General features: G+C 55.2%; 25 protein-coding genes and 1 pseudogene. 14 read left to right on the plus strand and 12 right to left on the minus strand.

Annotated features, from left to right (window positions below; translation table 11 throughout):
• Window positions 1-106: 106 nt before the first annotated feature.
• A pseudogene (locus DSM117340_RS15665) lies at window positions 107-373 on the minus strand (double zinc ribbon domain-containing protein); the annotation flags it as partial.
• On the opposite strand from DSM117340_RS15665, the gene DSM117340_RS15670 reads away from it, so the two are divergent.
• On the plus strand, window positions 313-1,164 hold the full coding sequence (locus DSM117340_RS15670; RefSeq protein ID WP_089893860.1) for an SAM-dependent methyltransferase: 852 nt from the start codon (window positions 313-315) through the stop codon (window positions 1,162-1,164). The pseudogene DSM117340_RS15665 and the gene DSM117340_RS15670 overlap by 61 nt on opposite strands.
• Window positions 1,165-2,223, plus strand: coding sequence for a ferrochelatase (gene hemH, locus DSM117340_RS15675; protein WP_089893863.1), 1,059 nt, complete (start codon window positions 1,165-1,167; stop codon window positions 2,221-2,223).
• Window positions 2,224-2,277: 54 nt separating this feature from the next.
• On the opposite strand, the gene DSM117340_RS15680 is transcribed toward hemH, so the two are convergent.
• Window positions 2,278-2,457 carry a hypothetical protein gene (locus DSM117340_RS15680; protein ID WP_089893866.1) on the minus strand — a complete coding sequence of 60 codons (180 nt, stop codon included), beginning with the start codon at window positions 2,455-2,457 and terminating at the stop codon, window positions 2,278-2,280.
• 133 nt (window positions 2,458-2,590) lie between these two features.
• Window positions 2,591-3,196 (minus strand): L,D-transpeptidase, encoded by a 606-nt coding sequence (locus DSM117340_RS15685; RefSeq protein ID WP_089893869.1) that lies wholly within the window; start codon window positions 3,194-3,196, stop codon window positions 2,591-2,593.
• 159 nt (window positions 3,197-3,355) lie between these two features.
• Here DSM117340_RS15685 and DSM117340_RS15690 point away from each other — a divergent pair, with 159 nt between their 5' ends.
• Window positions 3,356-3,868: a CAP domain-containing protein gene (locus DSM117340_RS15690; RefSeq protein WP_089893872.1), complete on the plus strand. Its 513-nt coding sequence runs from the start codon at window positions 3,356-3,358 to the stop codon at window positions 3,866-3,868.
• Between the two features lie 36 nt (window positions 3,869-3,904).
• Here the strand turns inward: DSM117340_RS15690 and DSM117340_RS15695 are convergent, their stop codons facing one another.
• The gene (locus tag DSM117340_RS15695) at window positions 3,905-4,402 is read right to left on the minus strand and encodes a L,D-transpeptidase family protein (protein WP_089893875.1); all 498 of its coding nucleotides are present in this window, start codon (window positions 4,400-4,402) and stop codon (window positions 3,905-3,907) included.
• A gap of 67 nt (window positions 4,403-4,469) precedes the next feature.
• A complete protein-coding gene (locus DSM117340_RS15700; protein WP_089893877.1) occupies window positions 4,470-4,775 on the minus strand; it encodes an Hpt domain-containing protein in 306 nt (101 codons plus the stop codon).
• A 157-nt stretch (window positions 4,776-4,932) separates the two neighbouring features.
• Between DSM117340_RS15700 and DSM117340_RS15705 the strand changes: the two genes are divergently transcribed.
• From DSM117340_RS15705 to DSM117340_RS15720, 4 genes are all read left to right on the plus strand, one after another.
• The gene (locus DSM117340_RS15705; RefSeq protein ID WP_089893880.1) at window positions 4,933-6,195 is read left to right on the plus strand and encodes a SpoIIE family protein phosphatase; all 1,263 of its coding nucleotides are present in this window, start codon (window positions 4,933-4,935) and stop codon (window positions 6,193-6,195) included.
• A gap of 68 nt (window positions 6,196-6,263) precedes the next feature.
• Window positions 6,264-7,226, plus strand: coding sequence for an Hsp33 family molecular chaperone HslO (locus DSM117340_RS15710; RefSeq protein ID WP_089893883.1), 963 nt, complete (start codon window positions 6,264-6,266; stop codon window positions 7,224-7,226).
• 4 nt (window positions 7,227-7,230) lie between these two features.
• Window positions 7,231-7,824 carry a CoA pyrophosphatase gene (locus tag DSM117340_RS15715; RefSeq protein WP_089893886.1) on the plus strand — a complete coding sequence of 198 codons (594 nt, stop codon included), beginning with the start codon at window positions 7,231-7,233 and terminating at the stop codon, window positions 7,822-7,824.
• Window positions 7,821-8,951 carry a CCA tRNA nucleotidyltransferase gene (locus DSM117340_RS15720; RefSeq protein ID WP_089893889.1) on the plus strand — a complete coding sequence of 377 codons (1,131 nt, stop codon included), beginning with the start codon at window positions 7,821-7,823 and terminating at the stop codon, window positions 8,949-8,951. Before DSM117340_RS15715 ends, DSM117340_RS15720 begins: the two co-directional genes overlap by 4 nt.
• Here the strand turns inward: DSM117340_RS15720 and ilvA are convergent.
• Entirely contained in the window at window positions 8,937-10,175 is a 1,239-nt protein-coding gene (gene ilvA / locus DSM117340_RS15725; protein ID WP_089893892.1) for a threonine ammonia-lyase IlvA, read from the minus strand. The two genes, DSM117340_RS15720 and ilvA, sit on opposite strands and share 15 nt — an antisense overlap.
• A gap of 102 nt (window positions 10,176-10,277) precedes the next feature.
• Here ilvA and DSM117340_RS15730 point away from each other — a divergent pair, with 102 nt between their 5' ends.
• Both DSM117340_RS15730 and DSM117340_RS15735 read left to right on the plus strand, forming a co-directional pair.
• Window positions 10,278-11,495 (plus strand): argininosuccinate synthase, encoded by a 1,218-nt coding sequence (locus DSM117340_RS15730; RefSeq protein WP_089894117.1) that lies wholly within the window; start codon window positions 10,278-10,280, stop codon window positions 11,493-11,495.
• A gap of 286 nt (window positions 11,496-11,781) precedes the next feature.
• Complete coding sequence (locus tag DSM117340_RS15735; RefSeq protein WP_089894119.1) at window positions 11,782-12,057, plus strand: SCP2 sterol-binding domain-containing protein; 276 nt, start codon at window positions 11,782-11,784, stop codon at window positions 12,055-12,057.
• A 100-nt stretch (window positions 12,058-12,157) separates the two neighbouring features.
• Here DSM117340_RS15735 and DSM117340_RS15740 read toward each other — a convergent pair whose 3' ends face one another.
• The 3 genes from DSM117340_RS15740 to DSM117340_RS15750 all read right to left on the minus strand — a co-directional run bounded on the left by DSM117340_RS15740 (window position 12,158) and on the right by DSM117340_RS15750 (window position 14,948).
• On the minus strand, window positions 12,158-13,195 hold the full coding sequence (locus tag DSM117340_RS15740) for a fatty acid desaturase (protein WP_089893895.1): 1,038 nt from the start codon (window positions 13,193-13,195) through the stop codon (window positions 12,158-12,160).
• Window positions 13,196-13,329: 134 nt separating this feature from the next.
• Window positions 13,330-14,046 (minus strand): sulfotransferase family protein, encoded by a 717-nt coding sequence (locus DSM117340_RS15745; RefSeq protein ID WP_089893898.1) that lies wholly within the window; start codon window positions 14,044-14,046, stop codon window positions 13,330-13,332.
• The gene (locus tag DSM117340_RS15750) at window positions 14,043-14,948 is read right to left on the minus strand and encodes a D-amino acid aminotransferase (RefSeq protein ID WP_089893901.1); all 906 of its coding nucleotides are present in this window, start codon (window positions 14,946-14,948) and stop codon (window positions 14,043-14,045) included. Before DSM117340_RS15750 ends, DSM117340_RS15745 begins: the two co-directional genes overlap by 4 nt.
• A gap of 109 nt (window positions 14,949-15,057) precedes the next feature.
• On the opposite strand from DSM117340_RS15750, the gene msrA reads away from it, so the two are divergent.
• A complete protein-coding gene (gene msrA, locus DSM117340_RS15755; protein ID WP_089893904.1) occupies window positions 15,058-15,708 on the plus strand; it encodes a peptide-methionine (S)-S-oxide reductase MsrA in 651 nt (216 codons plus the stop codon).
• 106 nt (window positions 15,709-15,814) lie between these two features.
• Here msrA and DSM117340_RS15760 read toward each other — a convergent pair whose 3' ends face one another.
• Together DSM117340_RS15760 and DSM117340_RS15765 are read right to left on the minus strand one after the other, a co-directional pair.
• Complete coding sequence (locus DSM117340_RS15760) at window positions 15,815-16,684, minus strand: ribokinase (protein ID WP_089893906.1); 870 nt, start codon at window positions 16,682-16,684, stop codon at window positions 15,815-15,817.
• 3 nt (window positions 16,685-16,687) lie between these two features.
• Complete coding sequence (locus DSM117340_RS15765) at window positions 16,688-18,943, minus strand: NADP-dependent malic enzyme (protein ID WP_089893909.1); 2,256 nt, start codon at window positions 18,941-18,943, stop codon at window positions 16,688-16,690.
• 176 nt (window positions 18,944-19,119) lie between these two features.
• Between DSM117340_RS15765 and mutS the strand changes: the two genes are divergently transcribed.
• The gene (mutS, locus tag DSM117340_RS15770; protein WP_089894122.1) at window positions 19,120-21,726 is read left to right on the plus strand and encodes a DNA mismatch repair protein MutS; all 2,607 of its coding nucleotides are present in this window, start codon (window positions 19,120-19,122) and stop codon (window positions 21,724-21,726) included.
• On the opposite strand, the gene DSM117340_RS15775 is transcribed toward mutS, so the two are convergent.
• The gene (locus DSM117340_RS15775; protein WP_089893912.1) at window positions 21,719-22,687 is read right to left on the minus strand and encodes a phosphotransferase; all 969 of its coding nucleotides are present in this window, start codon (window positions 22,685-22,687) and stop codon (window positions 21,719-21,721) included. The two genes, mutS and DSM117340_RS15775, sit on opposite strands and share 8 nt — an antisense overlap.
• 84 nt (window positions 22,688-22,771) lie before the next feature.
• Here DSM117340_RS15775 and DSM117340_RS15780 point away from each other — a divergent pair, with 84 nt between their 5' ends.
• The 3 genes from DSM117340_RS15780 to dxs are packed head-to-tail and all read left to right on the plus strand — an operon-like array spanning window position 22,772 to window position 25,839.
• On the plus strand, window positions 22,772-23,014 hold the full coding sequence (locus DSM117340_RS15780) for an exodeoxyribonuclease VII small subunit (RefSeq protein ID WP_089894126.1): 243 nt from the start codon (window positions 22,772-22,774) through the stop codon (window positions 23,012-23,014).
• Between the two features lie 43 nt (window positions 23,015-23,057).
• The gene (locus DSM117340_RS15785) at window positions 23,058-23,888 is read left to right on the plus strand and encodes a polyprenyl synthetase family protein (RefSeq protein ID WP_089894128.1); all 831 of its coding nucleotides are present in this window, start codon (window positions 23,058-23,060) and stop codon (window positions 23,886-23,888) included.
• 22 nt (window positions 23,889-23,910) lie between these two features.
• Window positions 23,911-25,839: a 1-deoxy-D-xylulose-5-phosphate synthase gene (gene dxs / locus DSM117340_RS15790; RefSeq protein ID WP_089893915.1), complete on the plus strand. Its 1,929-nt coding sequence runs from the start codon at window positions 23,911-23,913 to the stop codon at window positions 25,837-25,839.
• Window positions 25,840-25,848: the final 9 nt, after the last annotated feature.

The following is a 25,848-nucleotide window of genomic DNA, read 5'->3' on the forward strand; positions in this document are numbered from 1 at the left end:
CACGATCTGCATATTTAAGTTCCCAAACAAGCTTCTTTGCGCCGTCTCTATATAGGAAGGTTGCGCGTGCGGCTTTCCATTTTCGTGGCGTATGGAGACAATCGTCGCAAAGCTCTTCATCGCTTGATGGGCCAGGCAGCGGGCAGCCACAACCGTTGCACACAAGGCCTGCTATGAAATGTGATGCAAGCCAGCATTTGCTACAGAGACCAACTTGACCTTCGATATTTGTGCCGCAGCTTAAACATGCGCTTGGGTAAACTGTGTGAACTAGTGTTTGTATCCCTGACCGCCAGCCCATATTCCTAAACCATGACATCTCGTGACCTACACACAGACCGCGCCGCCTTGAAGCGCCAACGCCAACGCGCATTCCCTGGCGAGGCGGCTTTTGTGCATGAGGCAGCGATTGATGAGATGGAGTATCGGCTAACCTTGGTTAACAGAACGTTTACCAAGCCACTACTGATCTCAGGTACCCCGACAATCTGGCAGTCAGCCTTTCCAAATTTCACCCCTATTGCCGACGAAGAAACATTGGATTGCAAACCCCAGTTCAATGATCTGGTTTTACACGCTATGTCGCTCCATTGGGCCAACGACGTGGTTGGACAGCTTATTCAGGCGCGCAATGCGTTGATACCAGATGGGCTGTTCATTGGGTGTATGTTTGGCGGAAGCACCCTGAATGAGCTTCGCAAATGTTTAAGCGAAGCTGAGATCGCGCTGACAGGCGGCCTTAGCCCGCGTGTTGCAATGTGTGCCGAGATTCGTGATCTCGGACAATTGATGCAGAGAGCGGGATTTGCACTTCCTGTTGCGGATAAAATCACACTTACAGCAAGCTATGACAGCATTTTTCATCTGTCTCACGACTTAAGGCGTATGGGGGAGGTAAATGCGCTGGCTTTGCGCAAGCGTACCTTTGAAAAAAGAGAGTTGTTCCGCCTTGCCGATGAGATTTACAAAGAGCACTTCTCTGATGACAATGGCCGTATCATTGCGACCTTCGAAATTGTCTTTCTCACAGGCTGGGCGCCGCATAAAAGCCAGCAAAAACCGCTCAGACCTGGCTCTGCTCAAGCTCGTTTGGCGGACGCTTTAAAGACTAATGAGCTTAAATTTCCTGACCCTGACGTACATATAAAGAACGGTGACACCTAGATGCAAAAGCCAAAACAAGCAGACTTCGATGCAAGCCATTTGCCCGTAGAGCACCCCGCGGTTAAGAAACCAAAGATTGGTGTCTTGATGGCGAATTTGGGTACGCCAGACAATTACGACTACTGGTCGATGCGGAGGTATCTCAACGAGTTTTTGTCTGATCGCCGGGTGATCGATTACGCTCCGTGGAAGTGGCAGCCGCTGTTGCAGCTTATCATCTTAACCAAGCGACCGTTTGCGAGCGGTGCAGCCTACAAATCAATCTGGAATGAAGCTGAGGGCGAGAGCCCATTGATGACGATTACAAAAGAGCAGACAGCTGCTGTGCGTGAACGGATTGAGGCAGAGTATGGCGGGGAGGTCATGGTGGATTTCTGCATGCGCTATGGCAATCCCTCGACAGACAGCAAGGTTGCTGAGATGATTGCTGCCGGCTGCGACCGCGTGTTGTTTTTCTCGCTTTATCCGCAATATGCGGGTGCAACGATGGCGACAGCCAATGACCAGTTCTTTCGTGCAATGATGAAAGAGAAGTGGCAGCCTTCGATACGCACTGTTGCGCGCTATTTTGATGATACCCGTTATATTGATGCCTTGGCGCGCTCGATTGAAGCATCCGTGGCGGAAATGGACGAGCGCCCGGAAACACTTGTGGTGTCTTATCACGGCATGCCAAAGCGCTATTTGCTTCAGGGCGATCCGTACCATTGCCAGTGTCAAAAAACGACGCGGCTTTTGCGCGAGCGGCTTGGCTGGAGTGACATCGAAATTGTAACAACCTTCCAGTCAGTCTTTGGTCCGGAAGAATGGCTCAAGCCTTACACCGTAAAAGAAGTGGCGCGCCTCGCAGAAGAAGAGGGTAAGCGGCGTATAGCCGTTGTAGCGCCAGCATTTTCGGCTGATTGCATCGAAACGCTTGAGGAAATCAATGAAGAGATCAAGGAAGCCTTCGAGGAAGCTGGCGGCGAAGTCTTTCACTATATCCCTTGCCTGAACGCAGGCGAAGAGCATGTCACGTTTCTTACGGATCTTATCAAAGAGAATATACAGGGCTGGTAAAACAAAAAACGGCAGCCCGAGGGCTGCCGTTTTGCTTTTTCCCGAAGGAAAAAATTAGTTTGCTACTGCTGCCGCAACTGCGATCAGAAGAAGGAGTGGGATAGCCATGCCACCTGAAGAACCAGCTGCTTCTTCGACGATAACTGGTGCTTCGATGATTGGGTCTGACATGTTGCCAGCTGAAGCTGCAGAAGCTGCGGCTACAAATGCTGTCGCGATAACGAGTTTCTTCATTTTTTCCTCCAGAATTTGAACGCGTGAACTAAGCACGGTCCAATACTTGTTTCGTAGTTCAGTCTTAATCAGTATAATAAGGGCTTTGCAAACCTAATGTAGCGCTTTGCCGCTCAACTCCGTCCGCGTATCGTCAAATTAGCAACACTTGCGTGCCAACTTTTGTCAAATCGAAGAGTTCGGCGATATGTTCGTTGTAAAGTCCAATACAACCGTTCGATGATCGACGACCAATTTTTCGCGTGTCGTGTGTTCCGTGGATGCGATAATAGGTCCACGACAAGTAGAGCGCGTGTGTTCCAAGAGGGTTATCAGGACCGGGCCCTACGAACTCTGGCCACTCCGGGTTGCGCTCCCGCATAGAAGGCGTAGGTCGCCAGCTGGGTCCCTCAACCTTTTGTACAATTGCCGTTCGGCCAAGGCGCGTAAGGTCTTCTGTGAGCGGGACGCTGGTCGGATAAAGTTTGTAGATTGATTGATTTTCAGACCAATAATGCAAGGCTCTTGACGTCGTATCTACAAGGCATGCCCCATTTTTTAAGTTGTCAAAATAGGGCTCCCAGCTCAGTGAGCGGAAGCTTGAAATATTGCGGCGTACCACTTCGCTCAAATCCCGCTCGACTTCAACGGTTTCTGCGCCGTTTACGCTGGTTGTTTGCGACAAAGCAGGTGTAGCCAAAAGGGCTGTTGAACCCGTTAAAAAACCACGGCGGTTCATTGAACTATTAAAATTTGACATCGGACGTCTCCGGTAACGTTTTCAAAGCCGTATATATGGTTCTTGAGCCTCAGTCGCAAATCAAACCTTTGTAATAGGCGGTTTTGATCAGAACGGGATTTGCGTGAGCCGAGAAACCCCGCTAAAGCAAAACAGCAAAATCTTTTCGAAAGGGTTGTTATGCGCTTTATTGGTTCTATTCTGGTTGCAGCTGTTTTGTTGACCGCGTGTACAGCAGGCACGACAACGCCGCAAATGGGGGCTGACGGCAAGCCGTTGCCCAAACTTTACCGTATCTCCAACCATGCCACGAATAAGATTCAATTTCGAATTCTTGATTCGGTGAATTCTCTCCGTCAGGCTGCCGGTACTTCTGAAGTTGCTATGAATGCGCAGCTGATTGCCGCTGCGGAGACACATTCTCGTGATATGTCAGCGCAAAACCGACCTTGGCACTTTGGGTCTGATGGCTCTTCTCCCATCGACCGCGTCCTCCGGCTTGGGTACTCTGGGCCATTACTAGGAGAGCTTATTTCCGAAACTTATGAAACTGAGCTTGAAACGCTTGGGGCATGGATGGAAAAGCCTGATACGCGTGCAATTCTGCTAGACAAGCGAGCAACCAATATGGGCTTCGCATGGTATCAGGAAAGCACAGGCAAGATCTGGTGGACGCTGATCATGGGCGGCTAAGTGCCCCAGTATTTGCAGACAAAAAGGTTTGTGAGCCTACTGCTTGATCAGAATAGGCGTACCATTTTTGACCATTGAATAGATTTCTTCCATTTGCCGGTCAGTCACCGCAATGCATCCAGCCGTCCAATCGCGTTTGCCGTCTCTATATTTCTTGGGACGACCATGGATAAAAATATCGCCTCCCGGGCTTTTGCCAAGCGCACGCGCACGGGCGATATCGTCGACGTTCGGATATGAAATACCGATAGAGAGATGGAACTCACTGTTCGGGTTTCGACGATTGATGATGTATTGGCCTTCAGGTGTTCGCCCGTCGCCCTCAATACTTTTGTGCCCTCGAGGGCTAAAGCCGAGGTGAACATTGTAGGACTTGAGTACACGGGTCCCGTTCAAAAGATACAGTTTACGGGCGTCTTTTTCGACGAGGACTTGTGTGACTGCCGGCCCAGTATAGCTTTTGAATTTGGATGAAGAGCATCCAGCCATCAACAAAATTGATAAGAGAACTCCCAAGAGTTTTACCGCACGCATATTTTTGCTCGCATTTGCCTACAGTGGTTATTTACCAACCTTCCTTAAATGCTGCACTCTTTTTTGCTTAATCTAGTTGGTATTTTTCCAAAAACTGCTTCTTTGACGCGTTATAGCAGGACAGCAGCGCCGAAATTTCAATTTGATTGGCTGCTCGCTCTCCTTGGCGGCATTTCTCCGCAAAATCTTCAAATCCGAGATTGAGGGCGCTTCCCTTTAGAAAATGCATGCTTGCGGGCAGTTCGGCGACGGGCTTGTCAGTCAGGGTTGCAAGCTCTTCCTCGACCTCTTGAAGAAAAACTTCAACAATTTCACCAAAATCATCTACCCCGATGTCCTCGCGTAGCTCGTCTGCTTTGTTCCAGTTGATCATGGTGGCCAAACCCTTTTGTGCCAAGACACGTTACCGACTGGAAGTTAAGAGAAAGCAAAAAGACCTGTAAAAAGAGACTAGATATCTTCACTTCGGCTTAAGGCGATATGGCTAGTTTGCTGCGGAAGCGGTGTGCTGAACATGCCCAGGGTAAGAAATGCAAAGCAGCAGGCATCATATCGAAGCGGGACAGATCGACAGCAATCTTGTGCTTGTCGTTGATGATAGCCGTTTGCAACGCAGTATTCTGCGCGCCAGCCTAAAAAAATGGGGCTATCGCGTGGCTGAGGTCTCTAGCGGTGATGAGGCTCTGGACTTCTGCGAGAACAAACAGCCTGACCTTGTGATCAGCGATTGGATGATGCCTGGGATGGATGGCATTGAGTTTTGTCGTCGTTTCAAGGCGCTTGATACCGAGCGATTTGGCTACTTCATCCTTCTTACATCCAAAAGTGACAAGTCGGAAATCGCGCAGGGGCTCGATGCAGGAGCCGATGACTTTCTGACAAAGCCTGTGAGTTCTGCCGAGTTGCGCGCGCGCTTGGTGGCGGGCGAACGTATTCTCAACATGGAGCGAGAACTTACACGTAAAAATGAACTTGTAGAAAGCACATTGGGCGAGCTGAAATTGCTTTATGACAAGATCGATAGTGATTTGATCGAAGCGAAACAGCTTCAACAGTCTTTGGTGCGAGAGCGGTTTAAAGACTTTGGCACAGCCGCAATTTCACTGATGTTGCAGTCCAGTGGGCATGTGGGAGGTGATCTTGTCGGATACTTCCCCATCAACGATCAAGAAATTGGACTTTTTGCGATCGATGTCTCCGGACATGGCATTAGCTCGGCGCTTATGACAGCGCGGCTTGCGGGCTATATGTCGGCGGCCTCCAAGGACCAGAACATCGCGATTGAAAAGGGGCCTGATGGCACGTTCTACCCCATTGCTCCAAGTGAAGTGATCGCAAGGCTCAACAACCTCGTGCAGAGCGAGATGACGACTGAGCACTATTTTACCTTGGTTTACGCAACTGTGCATTTGCAGACTGGGAAAATAACGGCGGCGCAGGCAGGCCACCCGTATCCCTTGGTGCAGCGCAAGAATGGTGATGTGGAGGCTGTTGGTACCGGGGGGTTGCCTGTGGGGTTGGTACCTGATGCACGCTATGAGCAATTTGACGTCAGGCTTCAGAAAGGTGATCGGATGATTATTTTCTCTGATGGTGTGCCTGAATGCATGAGCGAGACTGGCGCCTTTTTTGACGATGAAAACCTAGTGAACTTTATGCGCGACTGGAAGAGAAAGCGTGGGCCAAACTTTCTTGATGGCCTCTTGTTTGAACTGGATAGATTCGCGGGAAGTAGGGACTTCTCTGACGATATTTCGGCTATTCTGCTAGAGTTTGAGGGCAATTCAGTCTGATCTCATGGCTTGCACCTATGTGTTTGCGCTATTAGGTGCAGAGCGAACAGACAGATTGGTAAAGCCCGATGGAAAACGCGACACATGTAAACTGGGATGAAAAGATCCTGCCTTTTGAATTGCGGGTCTCTGACAGTCGCGGACGGATCGTGCGCTTGGATCAGACCGTCAATGACATTCTGGCCCAGCACAACTACCCCAAACAAGTTGAGTCCCTTATTTCTGAAATGGTTGTTATTACAGCTCTCTTGGGAAGTATGATTGAACCAAGGTGGAAGTTGTCTCTGCAAGTTCAGACTGATGGGCCTGTGCGCATGATTGCTACAGATTATTTTGCGCCATCTGATACCGACAAAACTGCCAGCATCCGCGCCTATGCGAGCTATGATGCAACGCGCATCACAGACGGCAAGCCGTTTGATCAGCTTGGCAAAGGTTATTTTGCTGTACTCGTCGATCAGGGACAGGGGACAAAGCCTTATCAGGCGCTTTCGCCTCTTGAAGGAAGCTCAATCGCAGAGGCAGCCGAGGCTTATTTCGCGGCTTCAGAGCAGATCGCAACCAAGCTCGTTGTTGAGCACGGTGAGACCTATATGAAAGACGTTGGCACGCAGTGGCGGGCGGCGGGTATGCTTTTGCAGCACTTGCCCAAATCACTAAAGAGCGAAGGCGGCAATCCTGACAGCGAAAAAGAACTGCGAGAGCATGCTCTGCGCAAGGATGAAGATTGGAATAGGGTCAATATCCTTCTCAAGACTGTCGAAAGTCTTGAGCTGCTTGGCCCTTATGTTTCGCCACCAGAGCTTGTCTGGCGGCTGTTCAATGAAGAAGAACCAGCTGTTTATGACGCGCGCACTGTGAAATTTGGTTGTACCTGTTCGGAGGAGCGCGTGCGTCAGAGCCTCTCGATTTACGGTGTTAAAGACATTGAAAAGATGACAACTGAAGACGGCAAGGTGACCGCTGACTGCCAATTCTGTAGCCGTCACTTTGAACTTGATCCTGCAACAGTTGGCCTTGAGGCCAAGTAGCGCTTTGGAGCAGATAACGCAGATCAAGGCCGCGCTGATAAAGGCGGGGCGAGTCTCATCTGACTATGATCTGAATCCCGATGTGATCCCCGTGGAGCAAGGGATCAAAAGTCCTGCTGCGGTCCTGATCGCTTTGATGGAGCGTGACGGTTTGCTTTCGGTGATTTTGACCAAGCGAGCTCAGCATTTGCGCCATCACCCAGGACAGATTGCTTTCCCGGGTGGGAAGGTTGAGTCCGATGATGCCTCTGCAGAAGCCGCCAGTTTGCGCGAGGCATATGAAGAGATTGGCTTGCCGCCTGAGAATGTGGAGATATTTGGGGGGTTGCCCGAACATCTTACTGTGACGGGTTTTACTGTTCAGCCAATCCTCGGATTTGTGCATCGGCCTTTCACACCCGTTTTGGATGAAGGCGAAGTGGAGGAGATCATTTATGCGCCTCTCTCGCACCTAATTGATCCGACGAAATATTCTGTCCAGAGGCGGCAGTTTCGTGGGACATATCGAAAATACTATACGGTTCCCTATGGTCCGCATTACATTTGGGGGGCGACAGCGCGCATGACGCTGGGCTTGGCGGAGCGGATTTCAGGGTGACACAGGTATCAGGCATATGGCTTGAAGATCGGGCGGCACAAACGCTTTTGGGAGCGCTTGAAGCGGAGAGCTATCAAGCGTATTTCGTTGGTGGCTGTGTGCGAAATGCTCTGCTTGGCCTGCCCGTAAAAGATCTTGATGTCGCAACGAGTGCAAGGCCCGAAGTTGTGATTAAGCTCGCGAAAGAGCTGGGTTTCAAGCCTGTGCCCACAGGGCTTGAACATGGAACGGTGACTGTTGTTGGCAAGGGTTCAGTCCTTGAAGTAACAACTTTCCGCAAAGATATAGAGACGGATGGGCGCCACGCTGTCGTTGCGTTTTCTGACCGACTCGAGGACGATGCGGCGCGGCGCGATTTTCGTATGAATGCGCTATATGCCGACCGAAGTGGAACTGTGACGGACCCAACAGGCGGCGTGGCAGATATTGAAGCGCGAAAGATTTGCTTTGTTGGGGCTCCTGATCAGCGGATCAGAGAAGACTACCTGCGTATTGTGCGGCTCTTTCGGTTTGCGGCGCAGTTGGGCTTTGGCGCTGAGGGGATCGATCCGCTTGCGGCACAGGCTGCGGCGCGGCTGAGTTATGGGCTGCGGCATGTTTCTATTGAGCGGCAGACTTCCGAAATATTGAAGCTGCTTGGGGCAGATGAGTTGATGGCTACGCTCAGCTTGATGCAAGAGACAGGCGTATTGGCGCGAATTTTGAGAGGCGTGAGCTTGCCTGTTTTGCAGCGCTTCGTCGACTTTGGCGAGAGTGAGCCTGTGGCACGGTTGGCGGCGCTTCTGGTGTTTTCGGGGGAGATGCCATTGCGGCTTTCCAAGAAAGAGCAGCGCTTGTTTGATGCACTGCGCAGTTTTGCTTGGAGCACTCAGAGCGGCGAGGAACTGGCTTATCAGACTGATGCGCTAACTGCCAGAAAAGCCGTTTTTTTGCGGGCGGCACTGGCGGGTGGTGTAGCTGATGTTTCGGGCCTAGAGGCAGCAGCAGAACAACATTTACCACTGGCAGCAAAAGACCTTCCACATTTGTCTGGCAAGGCGCTGGGGGACGCTCTCAAGCACGCAGAGAAGGTGTGGATTGCCTCAGGGTTTACCCTCTCCAAAGAACAGCTTTTAGACGAGAAATGATGAAAGCACTTCGTCGTTCGTGATATCGCGCGCGCTGAAGCCTTTGTCGTTGGCGAGACGCATAAGGCGTTCGAAACTCTCAGGAGTGTCGGTCTCGATCCCGATCAGTACGGAGCCGAAGTTGCGCGCTGATTTCTTGAGATATTCAAAGCGCGTGATGTCATCATGTGGGCCAAGAAAGCCGAGAAAATCCTTCAGCGCACCAGGACGCTGCGGCATGCGCAAGATGAAGTATTTCTTGAGACCTGAATAGCGCTGGGCGCGTTCTTTGACTTCGGGCAAGCGTTCAAAGTCAAAGTTGCTACCCGAGACGATACAAACGACTGTTTTGCCCTTTATCTCCGCGCGCATATCTTTGAGAGCATCGATGGTAAGCGCTCCTGCTGGCTCAAGCACAACGCCTTCAATATTGAGCATTTCGATCAGGGTCGTGCAAAGCCTGTCTTCGCTGATTTGCAAATGAACTTCGTCTTTGTAGGGGCGCAGCTTTTCAAAAGTAAGCTGGCCTATCTCAGCGACGGCAGCACCGTCTACGAAGGAGTCAACACGCGCCAAGGGTACTGGTTTGCCTGCCTCTTGCGCGGCGGCGAGACATGCACCGCCAGATGGCTCAATAAAAGCGTAGTGTGTTTCACCGCCAAAGTAGGATGTCACGCCTGCAGAAAGGCCTCCGCCGCCCACGGGCAGCACGATCAGATCAGGGGCTTGGCCGAGCTGCTCTTCGATTTCGGCGGCCACTGTGGACTGACCCATGATCACGTCTTCGGCGTCGAACGGGGGCAGGAAGATACCATGCTCAGCCTCGCAATAGGCCTTGGCTGCGGCGAGGGTTTCGTCAAAATAGTCGCCCACCAGCTTGATCTCAATGAGGTCACCCCCAAAGGTCTTTGTCTTCATTATTTTTTGGCTAGGCGTTGTGACTGGCATAAAAATACGACCACGAACGCCAAGGTATTTGCACATGAAAGCAACGCCTTGAGCGTGGTTGCCAGCGCTTGCGCAGACGAAAAGCGGCGAGGTCTCGCGGCCCTTCATCGCGTTGGTCATGGCGTTGAAAGCGCCCCGAATTTTATAAGAGCGCACAGGGGTCAGGTCTTCGCGCTTGAGCAGGATATCGGCCTCATAGATTTCAGACAAATGCGCATTGCGCTGAAGCGGGGTGGCTTCAAAGACTTCGCGCAGGCGGGCTGCGATCTGGCGGGAGGCGGTTTTTATATTATCCATCTGTTTTTATTCTACCACGAAGGCCAGCAAAGCAAGGGGCTGCGCTTGCGGAGCGGCGCAAAAAGCGCTACCTCGCGGCAAACGAGACAAGAGGAAAGTATGATGTCGGCTCCCAAAAAAGTTGTCCTTGCGTATTCTGGTGGTCTGGACACCTCCATCATTCTCAAGTGGCTTGAGACAGAATATGGCTGTGAGGTCGTGACCTTTACGGCCGATCTGGGCCAAGGCGAAGAGCTGGAGCCTGCCCGCGCCAAAGCCGAGCTTATGGGTGTGAAAGACATCTATATAGAAGATGTGCGCGAAGAGTTTGTGCGAGATTTCGTCTTCCCGATGTTCCGCGCGAACGCTGTTTATGAAGGCCTTTACTTGCTTGGAACCTCGATCGCACGGCCGCTTATTTCCAAGCGCCTTGTCGAGATTGCTGAAGAAGTTGGTGCCGATGCTGTGGCCCACGGGGCAACGGGCAAGGGCAATGACCAAGTGCGTTTTGAGCTTGCTTGCTATGCACTTAATCCCGACATCAAGGTGATCGCGCCTTGGCGGGAATGGGATTTGACCAGCCGCACCAAGCTTATTGATTTTGCTGAGAAAAACCAGATCCCGATAGCCAAGGACAAGCGTGGGGAAGCGCCTTTCTCTGTCGATGCGAACCTCTTGCACACCTCCAGCGAAGGCAAGGTTCTGGAAGACCCAGCCGAGATGGCGCCTGACTATGTTTACCAGCGCACGGTGAGCCCAGAGGATGCGCCGAACGAGGCGGAATACATCGAAGTGGGCTTTGAGCGCGGCGATGCTGTGAGCATCAATGGAGAAGCGATGAGCCCTGCCACAATCCTGACGAAGCTCAACGAGCTGGGCGGGAAGCACGGGATCGGGCGTCTCGACTTTGTTGAGAACCGCTTTGTTGGTATGAAATCCCGCGGAATTTACGAGACACCTGGCGGGACTGTTTTGCTGGAAGCGCACCGTGGTATTGAGCAGATTACGCTTGATAGCGGCGCGGGGCATCTGAAGGACAGTCTGATGCCGCGCTATGCGGAGCTGATTTATAACGGCTTCTGGTACAGCCCTGAGCGTGAAATGCTGCAAGCGGCGATAGACAAGAGCCAAGAGCATGTGACGGGTACTGTGAAGCTGAAGCTTTACAAAGGGTCTGCTACATGTGTCGGCCGCTGGTCAGACCACTCGCTTTATTCGGAAGCGCATGTGACGTTCGAAGACGATGCGGGGGCGTATGATCAGAAGGATGCGGCTGGATTTATCCAGTTGAATGCTTTGCGCCTGAAGCTTCTGGCGGCGCGGAATCGTCGGCTGAAGTAATCCTGCCGAAGGGCTAAAAACCAAACAAAATCAAGCGGGTCCGTGCAGTATAGCATGGGCCCGCTTTGTATTTGTGACCCCTGCGTTTTTCAGGGTTAACGTCTCAAGATATGCCTGATTCTAGGGGGGTGATATGCGTGCACAACCCGTGCACACCCCGTGCACCGCCTGAAACGGGTTTGCGTTAAGGGAAAATTAGTTAATGCAGCGTGCGCTTGTCGCAAGGTTAAGGGAGCGAACGCTTCTGGGGCGCGCCATACTGCTGAAAAAGATGTGGGGATTGGATATGAATGAAATCGCGGAGGGACTTTCAAGAGGTCTGGAAGGCAAGAGCTTTGAGGGCTCTTTGAAGTTTGATTGTGGTACAGAGGGGGTGATCATCCTGCGAGATGGAGGGGTCACAACCGAGGATGGGCCAACGGACTGTACCCTTAAGATCAGCAAGGAGAACCTTGGCAAACTTCTCACTGGAAAGCTGAACGCGATGACAGGTGTGATGACGGGGAAGCTGAAAGTCTCTGGAGATATGTCTGTGGCGATGCGGCTGGCAAAGCTTCTTTAGGTCTCGCATTTTGGCTTTGCGAAAACCCGACCCATTGAGGGGGACCAGCCCCACTCAAACTCCCTATGGGATATTTCTGGAAAGAAGAGGTAGGCTTTGATCAGGCTGTGAGAGCGCGAGCTTGGCGGAAGGAGAGCAGGCGCTTGCCGTCTTCATCCCAGAGGTGCATGCGGACGGAGGCGAGGCTTTCGCGGATTGTCATGCGGTTTATCTCTCCGAGCTCGGCATTTTCGCGCAGCACTTCTGGCAAGCGATAGAACGGAATGCGCGCGTAGAGATGATGCACATGGTGGATCGCAATATTGGCGCTGAACCAGTTGAGCCATGACGGGAGGATATAGTGCGAGCTACCGTAAAGCGCGGCATCGTGCAAATCCCAGTTTTCGTCGTGGTCCCATGTTGTTTCTTCGAACTGATGCTGGACGTAGAAGAGCCACATGCCTGCCGTCGCTGCAAGGAGCGTTGAGGGCACGAAAATCAACAGGATTGGGGCCCAGCCGCCAAAATAGTAGATCGTTCCGAGAACAGCCAAAAGCGCAAGATTGGTAAGCATGGCGGACACCCAGTATTTGGGTGTCTTTGTCAGGCCGACTGGGAAGCGTTGCTGAATGAAAAAGAGATAGGCGGGCACAAAGCCGAAGAGGAAGAACGGGTTCCGATAGGCGCGGTATTGAAGCTTCCAGAGCGGTGAGAGGGCCTGATATTCGGCAACTGTCAGGGTGACGATGTCGCCGATGCCACGCTTTTCGAGATTGCCGTGTGAAGAATGGTGAATCGCATGGGTGCGACGCCAGACATCATAGGGTGTCAGTGTGACGACACCGAGGACGCGGCCAACCCAATCGCTTGCTGTTCGATTTTTGAAAAGCGAGCCGTGGCCGCAGTCATGCTGAATTGTGAAGAGGCGCAGTAGGAACATAGAGATTGGCACCGAGAGCGCCAATGTGAGCCAGTAACTCACCGAGAGCGATACCCATGCCGCTGCCCAAAGGGCGAGGAAGGGTACAGCCGTGATCAAAAGCTCAAAGTTGCTGCGCGCGGGATTGGGCTCGCGGAATTTTGCGAGGGTGCTGACCCATTCTTTGGCGGATTTGACTGTTTTGGTCTGCTCGGTCGGGAAGGCGGATGCGATGTTCATACGTCTCTGTCTTAATTTTTTCTTTGCAAACACATAAAGCAACGAGGGCATGAGGGAAGGGGGAATATGACTTTTTTGGCAAACCTGCGCTAAAAGGTAGCTTTTTGGGGCTGAATTTTGACTCGCTTATGGCTTTAGGGCGCAAGTTTATGGGCGGCGAGGCGCTCGTAGATGGGCAGGGCTTTTGCGAGAAGCTCTTGCTGAGCCTCTGTTTCCAGGACGGGCAGTGGCCCTTCGGGGCCGGCGAAGCCTGTGGAGCTGTGCACTGCATTGTACCAATGGGCGGCCCAGACGCCATCGGAGGGGTGGCCGCCTTTGGGCCAGCTCAGCATCGCGGGATCAAAGGAGAGATCGAGCGCGGTGCAGAGTTTTGTGAGCATCGGTTCAGGCTCTTCACGGATATCTGCGCTGTCGATGACAAGGGGGGTATGGCTCTCGGCGCGGAGCATCTCGAAGAGTTCGAGCTGTTGGGAGAAGCCGATATCAGCGAGGCCGAAGTCTTCATATTTTGCGCCGAAGCTGGCGATTACGCGGGCCGGGTGACGGATCAGAAAGACGTTTTTGACAGTGTTCATCCAGTCGCGCGGCACCGAGGGCAGCATGTGTTGGCACATGTGCTTTTGGTAGAAGTGCTTTGATATGGGGTTTGTTAGAGACTGTATAACCTGATCTGCATCTTGGGGCTGGGAGGCGAGAACCTCCTCGCGCATTGGGTGTGCGAGACCCGTTTCACGCAGGTAATGGGCGTAGAAGGGCTCATCGACCACGGCGAAATCGGCGCGGTTGCCGAAGCTGTACATGAGCGCGGTTGATAGATTCCGTGGGCCGGACCACATTGCGATTTTGGTCATGCGCGGGCCTCAATCAGTGCTTTGTAGAGCGCACGGATGCGTTTTGTTACGGGGCCCATTTCCCCTGTCCCGATCTGGCGTCCGTCTATCTCGCTGACGGGGGTTTGTGCGCCGAATGTGCCTGTGAGGAAGGCTTCATCTGCGCCGTAGGTATCGACAAGCGAATAATTGCGCTCATAAACTGGGATGCCATCAGCGCGGCAAACATCAATCACCTTCTGGCGGGTGATTCCGTTCATGCAATAGTCGCCTGTACTGGTCCAGACGGCGCCTTTACGCACGATGAAAAAATTGCAGGCGTTGGTTGTGTTTACGAAGCCGTGGACATCAAGCATCAGCGCCTCGTCGGCGCCTGCCTTTTCAGCGGCGATGCAGGCGAGAATGCAGTTGAGCTTGGAATGGGAGTTGAGCTTTGGGTCCTGTGTCATCGGCAGGCCGCGGATGTGAGGGACCGTGGCGAGGCGGATGGGACGCGGGATTTTGGGCTGGGAGTGCTCCATGATGATTGTGATGGTGGGGCCTTGGCGGCTGAGTGAGGGGTGTTGGAAGGGACGCGTTTTGACCCCCCGAGTGACCATGAGGCGCGCATGGGCGTCTGTTGTCATATCATTTGCGGATTGTGTCTCTAACAGGGCCGAATAGAGCTCATCACGGGTCATGCCGATATCAAGATCAATCGCTTTGGCGGCCTCAAAGAGCCTGTCAAAATGTTCATCCCAGAAGGCCCATTGACCGTTGTAGAGGCGCAAGCCTTCCCATACGCCATCGCCGAGCATGAAACCGCTGTCATAGACAGACACAAGCGCCTCGGCCTTGGGGACGCAGCGGCCGTTGAGCCAAATCTGGAGGTCTTCGTTGCGTGCATCTTCTTCGGCGGCGTGGGTTGTTATTTTGTCACTCATGTTTCGACCTCTCACGTTTCGGGGATCAGTAGTAACCTCTCTGTGAGGCCTGTCTACAGGGGAGTTTTTACGCGCTAGAATGAGGGGACGTTTAGCAGGAGTGAAAGCTATGATGTGCTGTGTGAGAGAAATGAAGGCCTTGATGCTGGCGGTGTTGATTGCGCTGGCGCTGATGATGCAAGCCATCATGGCTGAGGCAGGTCCGCGCGAGGAGATTGTTGTCGCTGGTGGCTGTTTCTGGTGTGTGGAGTCTGACTTTGAGGGGGTTCCCGGTGTGATTGCTGCGGTCTCAGGCTTTGCCGGTGGGAAATCGACAAACCCGACTTACAAGGATCACACAGGACATTATGAGGTTGTGAAGATCACTTTTGATGCGGGAAAGATCAGCCGTGACGAGATTTTGCACAAGTTCATGCGCTCGATTGATCCGACGGATGATGGCGGGCAGTTTTGTGACCGAGGGCCTGCGTATAAGACAGCGCTGTTTTATAACGGCACAGATCAGCGGGTGGCCGCTGAGCAGGCTGTGAGCGCGGCGGGTCAGGACTTGGGGCGCAAAATCGTTACTAAGATTTTGCCGCTGAGCGGCTTTTACCCAGCCGAGGACTATCATCAGGATTATTATAAGAGCTCTGATATTGTCCTGACGCGGGCGGGTCCGAAGAGCAAGGCAAGTGCGTATAAGTTTTATCGCAAGGCCTGTGGTCGTGACGCAAAGGTGAAGGCTCTCTGGGGCGGTGCAGCGCCGTTTGCGGGGTAGGTTGCGCCGCGTATTGGTGGTGAGGCGGCTTTGCCCCATCAGTTTCAAAAGCCGAGGGCTTTTGAAACCTCTCCCCTAGGATATTTCTAGAACGAGGAAGAGTCAGCTAGGCTTGAGCCTTTAGGAAGCTGTCGACTGCGGAGCGAGAGGGGATGGCGTCAGCTGTCCCTCTTTTTGTGACTTTGAGGGCAGAGGCGGCGGCGGCGCAGCGCAAGGCGTCTTGCAGGCTTTGGCCTTCCTGCAGGGCGGCGGCGAGATAGCCTGTGAAAGTATCGCCTGCGCCTGTTGTGTCTAGCGCTTGCACGGGGAAGGCCGAGAAGCGCTGTTTGCCTTTGGATGTCAGGGCGTAGCCGCCTTTTGAGCCTTCGGTTACCACGATCGTTTCGGGGGAAAGATCGGCTGTGCTTTTGGCCTCAGACAGTTGTTTCATTTCGACAGCATTGAGAATGAGAATATCGGTCAGCGGCAGGAGCGCGGCTGTTGCCGCGGCATTGAAGGGCGCGGCGGCGTAGAGCACTTTGAGGCCAAGACTGCGCGCGAGTGTGGCGGCCTCAAAAGCAAGGTTGGTCTCGTTTTGGAGAAGCAGCATATCGCCGCGCTTTGCGCTAAGCAGAGCGGTTTTGAGCTGTGTCAGAGACTGCTGCATGTTGGCACCAGGGAAAACGACGATAGCGTTTTCGCCCTTTGGGTCCACATTGATAATCGCGTGGGCTGTTGGGGCGGTGACCTCGGAGATATGCGTGGTGTCGACGCCGAGCGCTTTGAGGCGGGAGACGGCCCATGCACCATCGGGGCCGACTGCGCCGATATGCACCACACGCGCACCAGCTTGGGCCGCGGCGACCGACTGGTTTGCGCCCTTGCCGCCGAGGCCTGTGCTGTGGCTCTCGGCGAGGATGGTTTCGCCCGGCGCGGGGAGGTGAGGAACCTCGTAGAAGTGGTCGAGGTTGATCGAGCCGAGGCAGAAGAGCGTCATGGTTTACCCGACTTTGCAGGCGGCGAGCACGGCCATGTTCAGGATGTCATTGACTGTCGAGACAGTGGAACAAATCTGGATGCTTTCGTCGATGCCCGCAAGAATGGGGCCAATAACTGTTGCGCCGGCCATTTCCTGCATCAGCTTTGTACTGATGGAGGCGGAGTGACGCGCAGGAACGACGAGGATATTGGCGGGACCTGTGAGGCGCGAGAAGGGGTAGCTTTTTTGCGCCTGAGCATTCAGCGCGACATCGACTGTCATCTCGCCCTCATACTCGAAATCAGCGCCGCGGGCTTCAAGAACGCTTGGTGCCTTGTGCATCTTCTCGGCGCGCTCGGAGCGCGGGTAGCCGAATGTGGAGAAGCTGACGAATGCGACGCGGGGCTCAAGGCCCAAGTGGCGTGCGACATCGGCTGAGCGCTCGGCGATTGTGGCGAGGTCTTGCTCGTCAGGCCATTCGTGGACGAGCGTATCGCCAACGAGAACAATGCGGCCTTTGTGAAGCAGTGCCGTGACGCCCACTGCGCCTGCTTCGGCGCTTGCGTCAAACACCATGTTGATGCGTTGCATTACGTGTGCCGACTTGCGGGTAGCACCTGTGATGAGGCCTTCGCCATGACCATGGGCCAGCATAAGCGCTGCGAACACGTGACGGTCGCGCGCAGCGAGGCGGTGCACATCGTGGCGGTCAAACCCTTGACGCTGGAGGCGCTTGTAGAGGAAGGCCTTGTATTCGGCCAAGTGGGGCGAATTGGCGGCGTTGACGATTTCGAGCTCGCCAACAGCATCGGCCATGCCTTCGGCAGTGAGCTTGGTTTTTACATCATCCTCGCGGCCTACGACGAGGGCACGGCCCATGCCAGAGCGTTGATACTGGACGGCGGCGCGCAGCACGCGGGGATCATCGCCTTCGGCGAAGATCATTGTCGCCTGATTTTGACGGGCGCGGGCGTTGAGGCTGCGCAGGATGCTGGCTGTCGGGTCCATCCGCGATTTGAGGGAGGCCTCATAGGCGTCCATATCAATGATCGGGCGGCGGGCGACGCCTGTGTCCATACCTGCCTTGGCGACGGCGGGAGGGATCACATAAATCAGGCGCGGATCAAACGGTGTCGGGATGATGTAGTCGCGCCCGAAGCTGAGCTTTTTGCCATAGGCCATTGCGACTTCGTCAGGGACATCCTCGCGCGCCAGTTTGGCCAGCGCTTCGGCGCAGGCGATTTTCATTTCGTCGTTGATGGCGCGAGCGTGGATATCGAGCGCGCCGCGGAAGAGATAGGGGAAGCCGAGGACGTTGTTCACTTGATTGGGATAATCCGAGCGGCCTGTGGCGACGATCACGTCTTCGCGCACGGCATGGGCCTCTTCGGGTGTGATCTCGGGGTCAGGATTGGCCATGGCGAAGATCACGGCGTTTTTGCCCATGGAGGCGACCATCTCTTGCGTGACCGCGCCTTTGGCGGAGACGCCAAGGAAGACATCGGCGCCATCCATGGCTTCTGCGAGTGTGCGCGCAGGCGTGTTGGCGGCGTGAGCCGATTTCCACTGGTTCATGCCTTCGGTGCGGCCCTGATAGATCACGCCTTTGGTATCGCAAAGGATGCAGTTGTCGTGCTTTGCGCCCATGACTTTGATCAGTTCGATACAAGCGATGCCTGCTGCGCCAGCGCCGTTAACGACGATTTTGACGTCTTCGATTTTCTTGCCGGAAATTTGCAGGGCGTTGAGAAGCCCAGCTGCGCAGATCACGGCTGTGCCGTGTTGGTCGTCGTGGAAGACGGGGATATCCATCTGCTCTTTGAGAGTTTGCTCGATGATGAAGCATTCGGGCGCTTTGATGTCTTCGAGGTTGATGCCGCCGAATGTCGGGCCCATCAGGCGCACGGCGTTGATAAACTCGTCGGGGTCTTCTGTATCAAGCTCAAGATCGATTGAGTTGACATCAGCAAAGCGTTTGAAGAGTACGGCCTTGCCCTCCATCACGGGCTTGGAGCCGAGCGCGCCCAGATTGCCAAGGCCGAGGACGGCCGTACCGTTGGAGATCACGGCGACGAGATTGCCTTTGTTGGTGTAGTCATAGGCGAGCTCTGGATTGGCGGCGATGTCTTCGCAAGGGACGGCAACGCCCGGAGAGTAGGCAAGAGAAAGATCCCGCTGTGTTGTCATGGGGACAGTTGCCTGCACCTCCCATTTGCCAGGTGTTGGCTCAAGGTGAAAGGCAAGGGCGTCTTCGCGGGAGATCTTCTGCTTGGTCATTTTTGGCCTGATTCAATACTGGTTTAATAAGGGGTCGGGCAGTCATAGCCTTTGTCGGCGCTTCTCTCAAACGATTTCAGACTTTCGGCTTTCGCGCGGTCGCTTGGCAGATTAGTTTGGCCCCAACCATTCGGGGGGATGAGCCTGTGAGCGCTGCCAAGCCAACTGTGACGCCAATGATGGCGCAGTATCTTGAGATTAAGGGGAATTACCCCGAGGCGCTCTTGTTTTATCGCATGGGCGACTTTTACGAGATGTTCTTTGACGATGCTGTGGCAGCGTCGGAAGCGCTGGATATTGCGCTGACCAAGCGAGGCAAACACGACGGCGAGGATATTGCCATGTGCGGTGTGCCCCATCATGCGGCTGAGAACTACCTTTTGACGCTTATTCGCAAGGGCTTTCGTGTGGCTGTTTGTGAACAGTTGGAAAGTCCCGAAGAGGCCAAGAAGCGCGGCTATAAATCAGTTGTGCGGCGGGATGTTGTGCGGCTTGTCACGCCGGGCACGCTGACAGAAGACAGCCTTTTGGAGGCGCGCCGCAACAACTTTTTGGCGGCGTATATCGAGATTCGCGATGTGGCAGGGCTGGCTTGGCTTGATATGTCCACAGGTGACTTTCGGGTTATGGAGCTATCGCGCGTGCGGCTGGGGCCAGAGCTTGCGCGGCTTTCACCGAGTGAAATTGTTTTTGCGGATGCACAGTTTAACGAGCTTGCGCCGCTGGCTGAGGAACAAGGCGTCGCTGTGAGCGAACTGGGCAAGGCCAGCTTTGACAGCGAGGGGGCTCAGAAGCGGCTCTGTACCTTTTTTGAAGTCGAGACCTTGGACGCTTTTGGCCAATTTTCACGCGCTGAAGTTTCGGCGCTGGGGGCTGTGCTTGATTATCTGGAGATCACCCAGAAGGGGAAGCTGCCGCTTTTGGCAGCACCCGTGCGCGAAGTGGCGGGACGGGTTATGCAGATTGATGCGGCCACGCGGCGCAATCTTGAGCTGACGCGCTCTATGCAGGGTGCGCGCGCTGGCTCGCTTCTGGGGGCGATTGACCGCACGTTGACAGCGCAGGGCGCGCGGCTTTTGGAGCGGCGGGTTAGCTCGCCCTCTTGTGACGTGGCCGAGATTTCTGCGCGTCTGGATGCTGTGAGTGTTGGGCTGGCTGATACAGGGTTTCTGGCGGACACTCGTGACAGCTTGCGCCATGTGCCAGATATGGAGCGCGCGCTTTCAAGGCTTGGGCTAGAGCGCGGCGGGCCGAGAGACTTGGCGAGTATTCGCAACGGTCTTGGGAAAGCGGGTGATATAGGCTCTAATATGGCCAAACTTGAGCTGCCCACGCTTTTGAGAGAAGCAGGCCAAAAGCTTTTGGGGCATGATGCACTCGTTGATCTGCTTGATGCGGCGCTTGTGGCGGAGCCGCCTTTGTTTGCCCGCGATGGCGGGTTTGTGGCAGCCGGCTATGACGAAGAGCTCGACGCCAGCCGCGCCTTGCGCGACGAGGGACGCGGCGTGATTGCTAAGATGCAGGCGGACTATGCCGCTGACACGGGGATTGCGGCGCTCAAGATCAAGCACAACAATGTGCTTGGGTATTTCATCGAGGTGACGGCGACCCATGCGGAGAAAATGTTGGGCGCGCCACTTAACGAACGCTTCAAACACCGCCAAACCACCGCCAATCAGGTGCGCTTTACCACGCCTGAATTGAACGAGATGGAAACACGAATACTCAATGCGGGCGGACGCGCGACCGAGATTGAGCTGCGGATTTTTGGCGAGCTGCGCGGTGCCATTCTGGCGGAGCAGGAGGCTGTCTTTGCGGCCACGGGGGCGCTGGCCGAAATCGACCTTGCCCTTGGGCTTGCCAGCATCGCGCGGGAAGAAGATTGGGCACGGCCCTCCGTTGACATGAGCCATGCGCTTGAGATCAGCCAAGGGCGCCACCCCGTTGTGGAGCAGGCTTTGCGGCGGCAGGGTAGCACAAGCTTTGTCCCGAATGACTGCGTGTTGGCTGAAGACGACCAGCTTTGGCTTCTGACGGGACCGAACATGGCGGGTAAGTCGACCTTTCTACGCCAGAATGCGCTGATTGCTGTGCTGGCACAGATGGGAAGCTATGTGCCTGCGGTGGCGGCACGTGTGGGGATTGTGAGCCAGCTTTTCAGCCGTGTGGGCGCGAGTGATGATCTGGCACGGGGGCGCTCGACTTTTATGGTCGAGATGGTGGAAACCGCCGCGATCCTCAATCAGGCGGATGAACGTGCGCTTGTTATTCTCGACGAGATTGGGCGCGGCACGGCGACGTATGATGGCCTCTCGATTGCTTGGGCCACGCTGGAGCACTTGCACGAGAGCAACCACTGCCGCGCGCTTTTTGCGACGCACTATCATGAAATGACCCAGCTGTCTGACAAGCTTGAGCGCTGCTCCAACGCCACTGTCATGGTGAAAGAGTGGGAGGGCGATATCATCTTCTTGCATGAGGTGCGCAAAGGTGTCGCGGACCGCTCTTATGGGGTGCAGGTTGCCAAGTTGGCTGGTCTGCCCGAGAGCGTGATTGCGCGGGCGCGTGTTGTGCTTGACGCGTTGGAGAAGGGCGAGCGGGAAGGCTCTGCAAAGGCCGTTATTGACGATTTGCCATTGTTTAGTGCCACACCTGCGCCCGCACCAGTAAAGGCCAAGGAGAGTGAAGTGGAAGGCGCTTTGGCCGACGTCTTCCCCGACGAGCTGACGCCGCGCGAGGCGCTGGCTGTGCTTTACGAGCTGAAGGCAAAGATGGCTAAGTGATCTGCTTGAGATCATCCAGAAGCGCATTTGACATGGCTTCAGCATGATCAAGCCGCGCTTGGGGCATGTTTGGGTGCTCGACTTTGATTAGGGCTTCAAAGCAGATGAAGTAGGGCAAGAAGCCGTTTTCTTCTTGGTCGGAAAACTCAAAGCGCTTTGTGAAGGCTTCAAAGGCGGCGGCGTCGACACCGAAGCGGCGTGAGCCTGAGGGAAGCATGCCGCGGCGGGCCATATGAACGAGCGCACGGGCGATGTCTTTGTAGAGTGGGGCGTGATTGGTTGCGCCAAGATCAATCGCGGTGACGGTCTGGCCATCCCAGAAGAGATTGTTGAGATGAAAGTCGCCATGGGCGAGCGCCACGCGCCATTCGGGAAAGTCGATCTGGCGGTACAGTTTTTTCATTTTTTGAAACACGCGGGATTCGACGTTGCGCAGGCTGTCGTGCGGCTGTTTTTCGGCGGCTTTCTCGGCCCAGCTGCGCCACGGGCGTCGATTGGGGGCGCGCCACTCTTCGGTTGGCGCAGTAAATTTGCGCAGCCAGTCGGCGGAGCGCGCTATGGGGGCGGAGCGTTCCTCCGACGGTAGACGCCAGAGCGCTGTCAGCAGGCCTTCGCCTTTGGCCAGCGCCGTAATGGTTAGGCCAGCTTCGGGAGCGTGAAAGAGAGGCTCCTGAACGGTGAGCGGAGCCGTATTCATATAAGCCCAGGCGCGGGCGAGTTCATCCCATTCTTTTGTGGTTGTCGCTTGCGCCTCGGCGGAGAGCGTAAGGCGGAACACAGCGTCTTGGCCCTGAAAGCTGCCTTGAAACACGGCGTGACGGCTTGGTACGAGGTGAAGCGCAGGGCCGATGCTGTAGACGCGGCCTTGAAGGGCCGTGGATGCGACATGAGTGAGCCTGTCCAAAGCGGCGCGGGCCTCTTCGGGGAAAAGCTCAATGTTACTCGTCTCAACCACTGTCATAGGGAGAGCATATGCGCGGGCGGTTGTGAATTGAACCCTAAACGAAGCGCCTGTATGGTCGGGAAAATTGAGCTGGAGAGACGCATGAGCGAGACACCTGTTACCGAGATGAGCTTTGAGGCGGCGATGGCCGAACTTGAGAAAGTTGTGGGCCAGCTTGAGCGGGGTGATGTGCCACTGGATGACTCTATCAAGCTTTATGAGCGCGGCGCGCTTTTGAAGAAGCATTGCGAAGGTAAGCTGAAGGACGCAGAAGAAAAAGTCGCCGCGATTACGCTGGATGGCGAAGGCAATCCGACAGGGACGAAGCCGCTTGACGTTGATTGAACCACTGGGCTTTGAGGCGGCGTTGACGCGGGCGCAGAGCCTGATGCAGCAAGCGCCTGAAGCGTTTTTTGAAGAGGCCCGTTCGCGGCCTGAGGCCGAGCTGCTCGAAGCGATGCGCTATGCGCTGGAGGGCGGGAAGGCCCTGCGGGCTTTTCTTGTGATCGAATCGGCGCGGCTGCACGGGCAGGGGCTTGAAGCTGCGACACGTGCGGGGCTGGCTGTGGAGTGTATCCATGCCTATTCGCTGATCCATGATGATCTGCCGTGCATGGACGACGATGACCTGCGCCGTGGTAAGCCCACGGTGCACAAGAAATGGAACGAGCACACTGCCGTTTTGGCGGGGGACGCTTTGCAAGCCAAGGGCTTTGAGCTGCTCGCGAGCGAGGATATGCCCAATGCGCTCCCGCTGTTGCGGGGGCTGGCTGAGGCGAGTGGTCATGGCGGGATGGTTGGCGGCCAGATGATGGATATTGCGGCGGAAACCAGTGAGATGCCGCTGACTCTGGCCGAGATCAAGGCTGTTCAGAACGGCAAGACAGGCGCGCTGATCCGTTGGTCAGCGACGGCTGGCGCTGTGATGGCGGGCGCTGATTGTGCTGGATTAGAGACCTATGGCGACAGGCTTGGGCTTGCCTTCCAGATTGCTGATGACATTCTTGATGTAGAAGGTGATGCGCAAGAAACGGGCAAGGCCGTGGGCAAGGATGAAGAGGCTGGCAAGGCGACATTTGTCTCGCTTCTGGGGCTTGATGCGGCAAAACGCCAAGCGGCAAGCCTTGTGGAAGAGGCCTGTGAGGCCTTATCTGTTTATAAAGACAATGCTGATTGCTTGCGAGAGGCTGCGCGCTTCGTTATCTCGCGGCGCAAATGAGTGTTCCCTTGAAAGGGTGATTATGACCGACCGCCCCAAGACCCCGCTGCTAGATAAAGTGGCCAGCCCCGCTGATATGAAGCGGCTGAGCGATGGCGAACTCGTTACGCTGGCTGGAGAGCTGCGCGCCGAGACGATTTCGGCGGTGAGTGAAACGGGCGGACATTTGGGCGCCGGTTTGGGTGTGATTGAACTGACCGTGGCGCTGCATGCTGTTTTTGATGCGCCCAAAGACAAGATTATCTGGGATGTTTCGCATCAGTCTTACCCTCACAAGATCCTAACAGGGCGGCGGGACCGTATCCGCACTTTGCGCAAGCGTGGCGGCCTGAGCGGATTTACCAAGCGTTCTGAGAGCCCATATGATTGCTTCGGGGCGGCACATAGCTCCACTTCGATCAGCGCTGCGCTGGGCTTTGCTGTGGCGCGCGACTTGGGCGGAAACTGCCCCGAAGGACTGGGCGATGCGATTGCCGTTATCGGCGATGGCGCGATGAGCGCGGGCATGGCTTTTGAGGCGATGAACAACGCTGGGCATTTGGGCAAGCGGCTGATTGTGATCCTGAATGACAACGAGATGAGTATTGCGCCGCCTGTGGGCGCGCTTTCGAGTTATCTGAGCCGTTTGTATGCCGAGGAGCCTTTTCAGGAACTCAAGGCTGCGGCCAAGGGCGCGGTCAGTCTGATGCCACCGTTCTTTCAAGAGGGGGCGAAGCGGGCCAAGGAAATGCTCAAGGGTATGACCGTGGGCGGCACGCTTTTTGAAGAGCTGGGCTTTAGCTATATCGGGCCGATTGATGGCCATGACATGGACCAGCTGCTGCCGCTTCTGCGCACTGTGAAGGCGCGCGCAACGGGGCCTATCCTTATTCATGCGATCACCAAAAAGGGTAAGGGCTATGCCCCCGCCGAGGCGCGCGACGACAAGGGCCACGCGACGGCGAAGTTTGATGTGATCACTGGGAAGCAAGTGAAAACGCCGAGCAATGCACCGAGCTATACGGCTGTGTTTGGTGATGAGCTGGTTGCGCTTGCGGCAGAAGACGACAAGATCTGCGCTGTCACGGCGGCGATGCCGAGCGGCACTGGGCTTGACTTGATGGCCGAACGTTACCCCAGCCGCTGCTTTGATGTGAGCATTGCAGAGCAGCATGGTGTCACTTTTTGCGCGGCTTTGGCGGCGGGCGGGATGAAGCCGTTTTGCACGATGTATTCGACGTTCCTTCAGCGCGGGTACGACCAGATTGTGCATGATGTGGCGTTGCAGAACCTGCCTGTACGCTTTGCGATTGACCGTGCAGGGCTTGTTGGCGCCGATGGGGCGACGCATGCGGGGAGCTATGACATCGCGTATCTCGCGAACCTGCCCAATATGGTTGTGATGGCGGCGTCTGACGAGGCGGAGCTGAAGCATATGGTCGTTACGGCAGCGAGCTATGATGCGGGGCCTATTGCCTTCAGGTATCCGCGCGGCGAGGGCGTTGGCGTAGAGCTGCCGGCGCGCGGCGTTGCGCTTGAGATCGGTAAGGGCCGTGTTGTGCGTGAGGGCGCGCGCGTGGCGCTTTTGAGCTTTGGCACGCGGCTGGCCGAGGCCGAGAAAGCCGCCGAACAGCTGGCCGCGAAGGGGATTACTCCGACTGTCGCAGACGCGCGGTTTGCGAAGCCTTTGGATAAAGAGATGATCTTGCGGCTGGCACGTGAACATGAAGTTCTGATCACGCTGGAAGAGGGCGCTGTGGGCGGGTTTGGCTCGCATGTGGCGCAGCTTCTGGCCGAGGAAGGCGCTTTTGACGCGGGGCTCAAGTTCCGCTCTATGGTCTTGCCTGACTGGTTTATTGACCAAGGATCGCCTTCAGAAATGTATGCCGAGGCAGGGCTAGAGGCCGCGGACATCGTCACGAAAGTGCTCGATGTGCTTGGGGTTGCTCAGGTGAAGGGGCAGCGGGCTTAGACTAAAACA

The sequence above is a fragment of the Lentibacter algarum genome, assembly GCF_040580765.1.
Taxonomy (GTDB): Bacteria; Pseudomonadota; Alphaproteobacteria; order Rhodobacterales; family Rhodobacteraceae; genus Lentibacter; species Lentibacter algarum.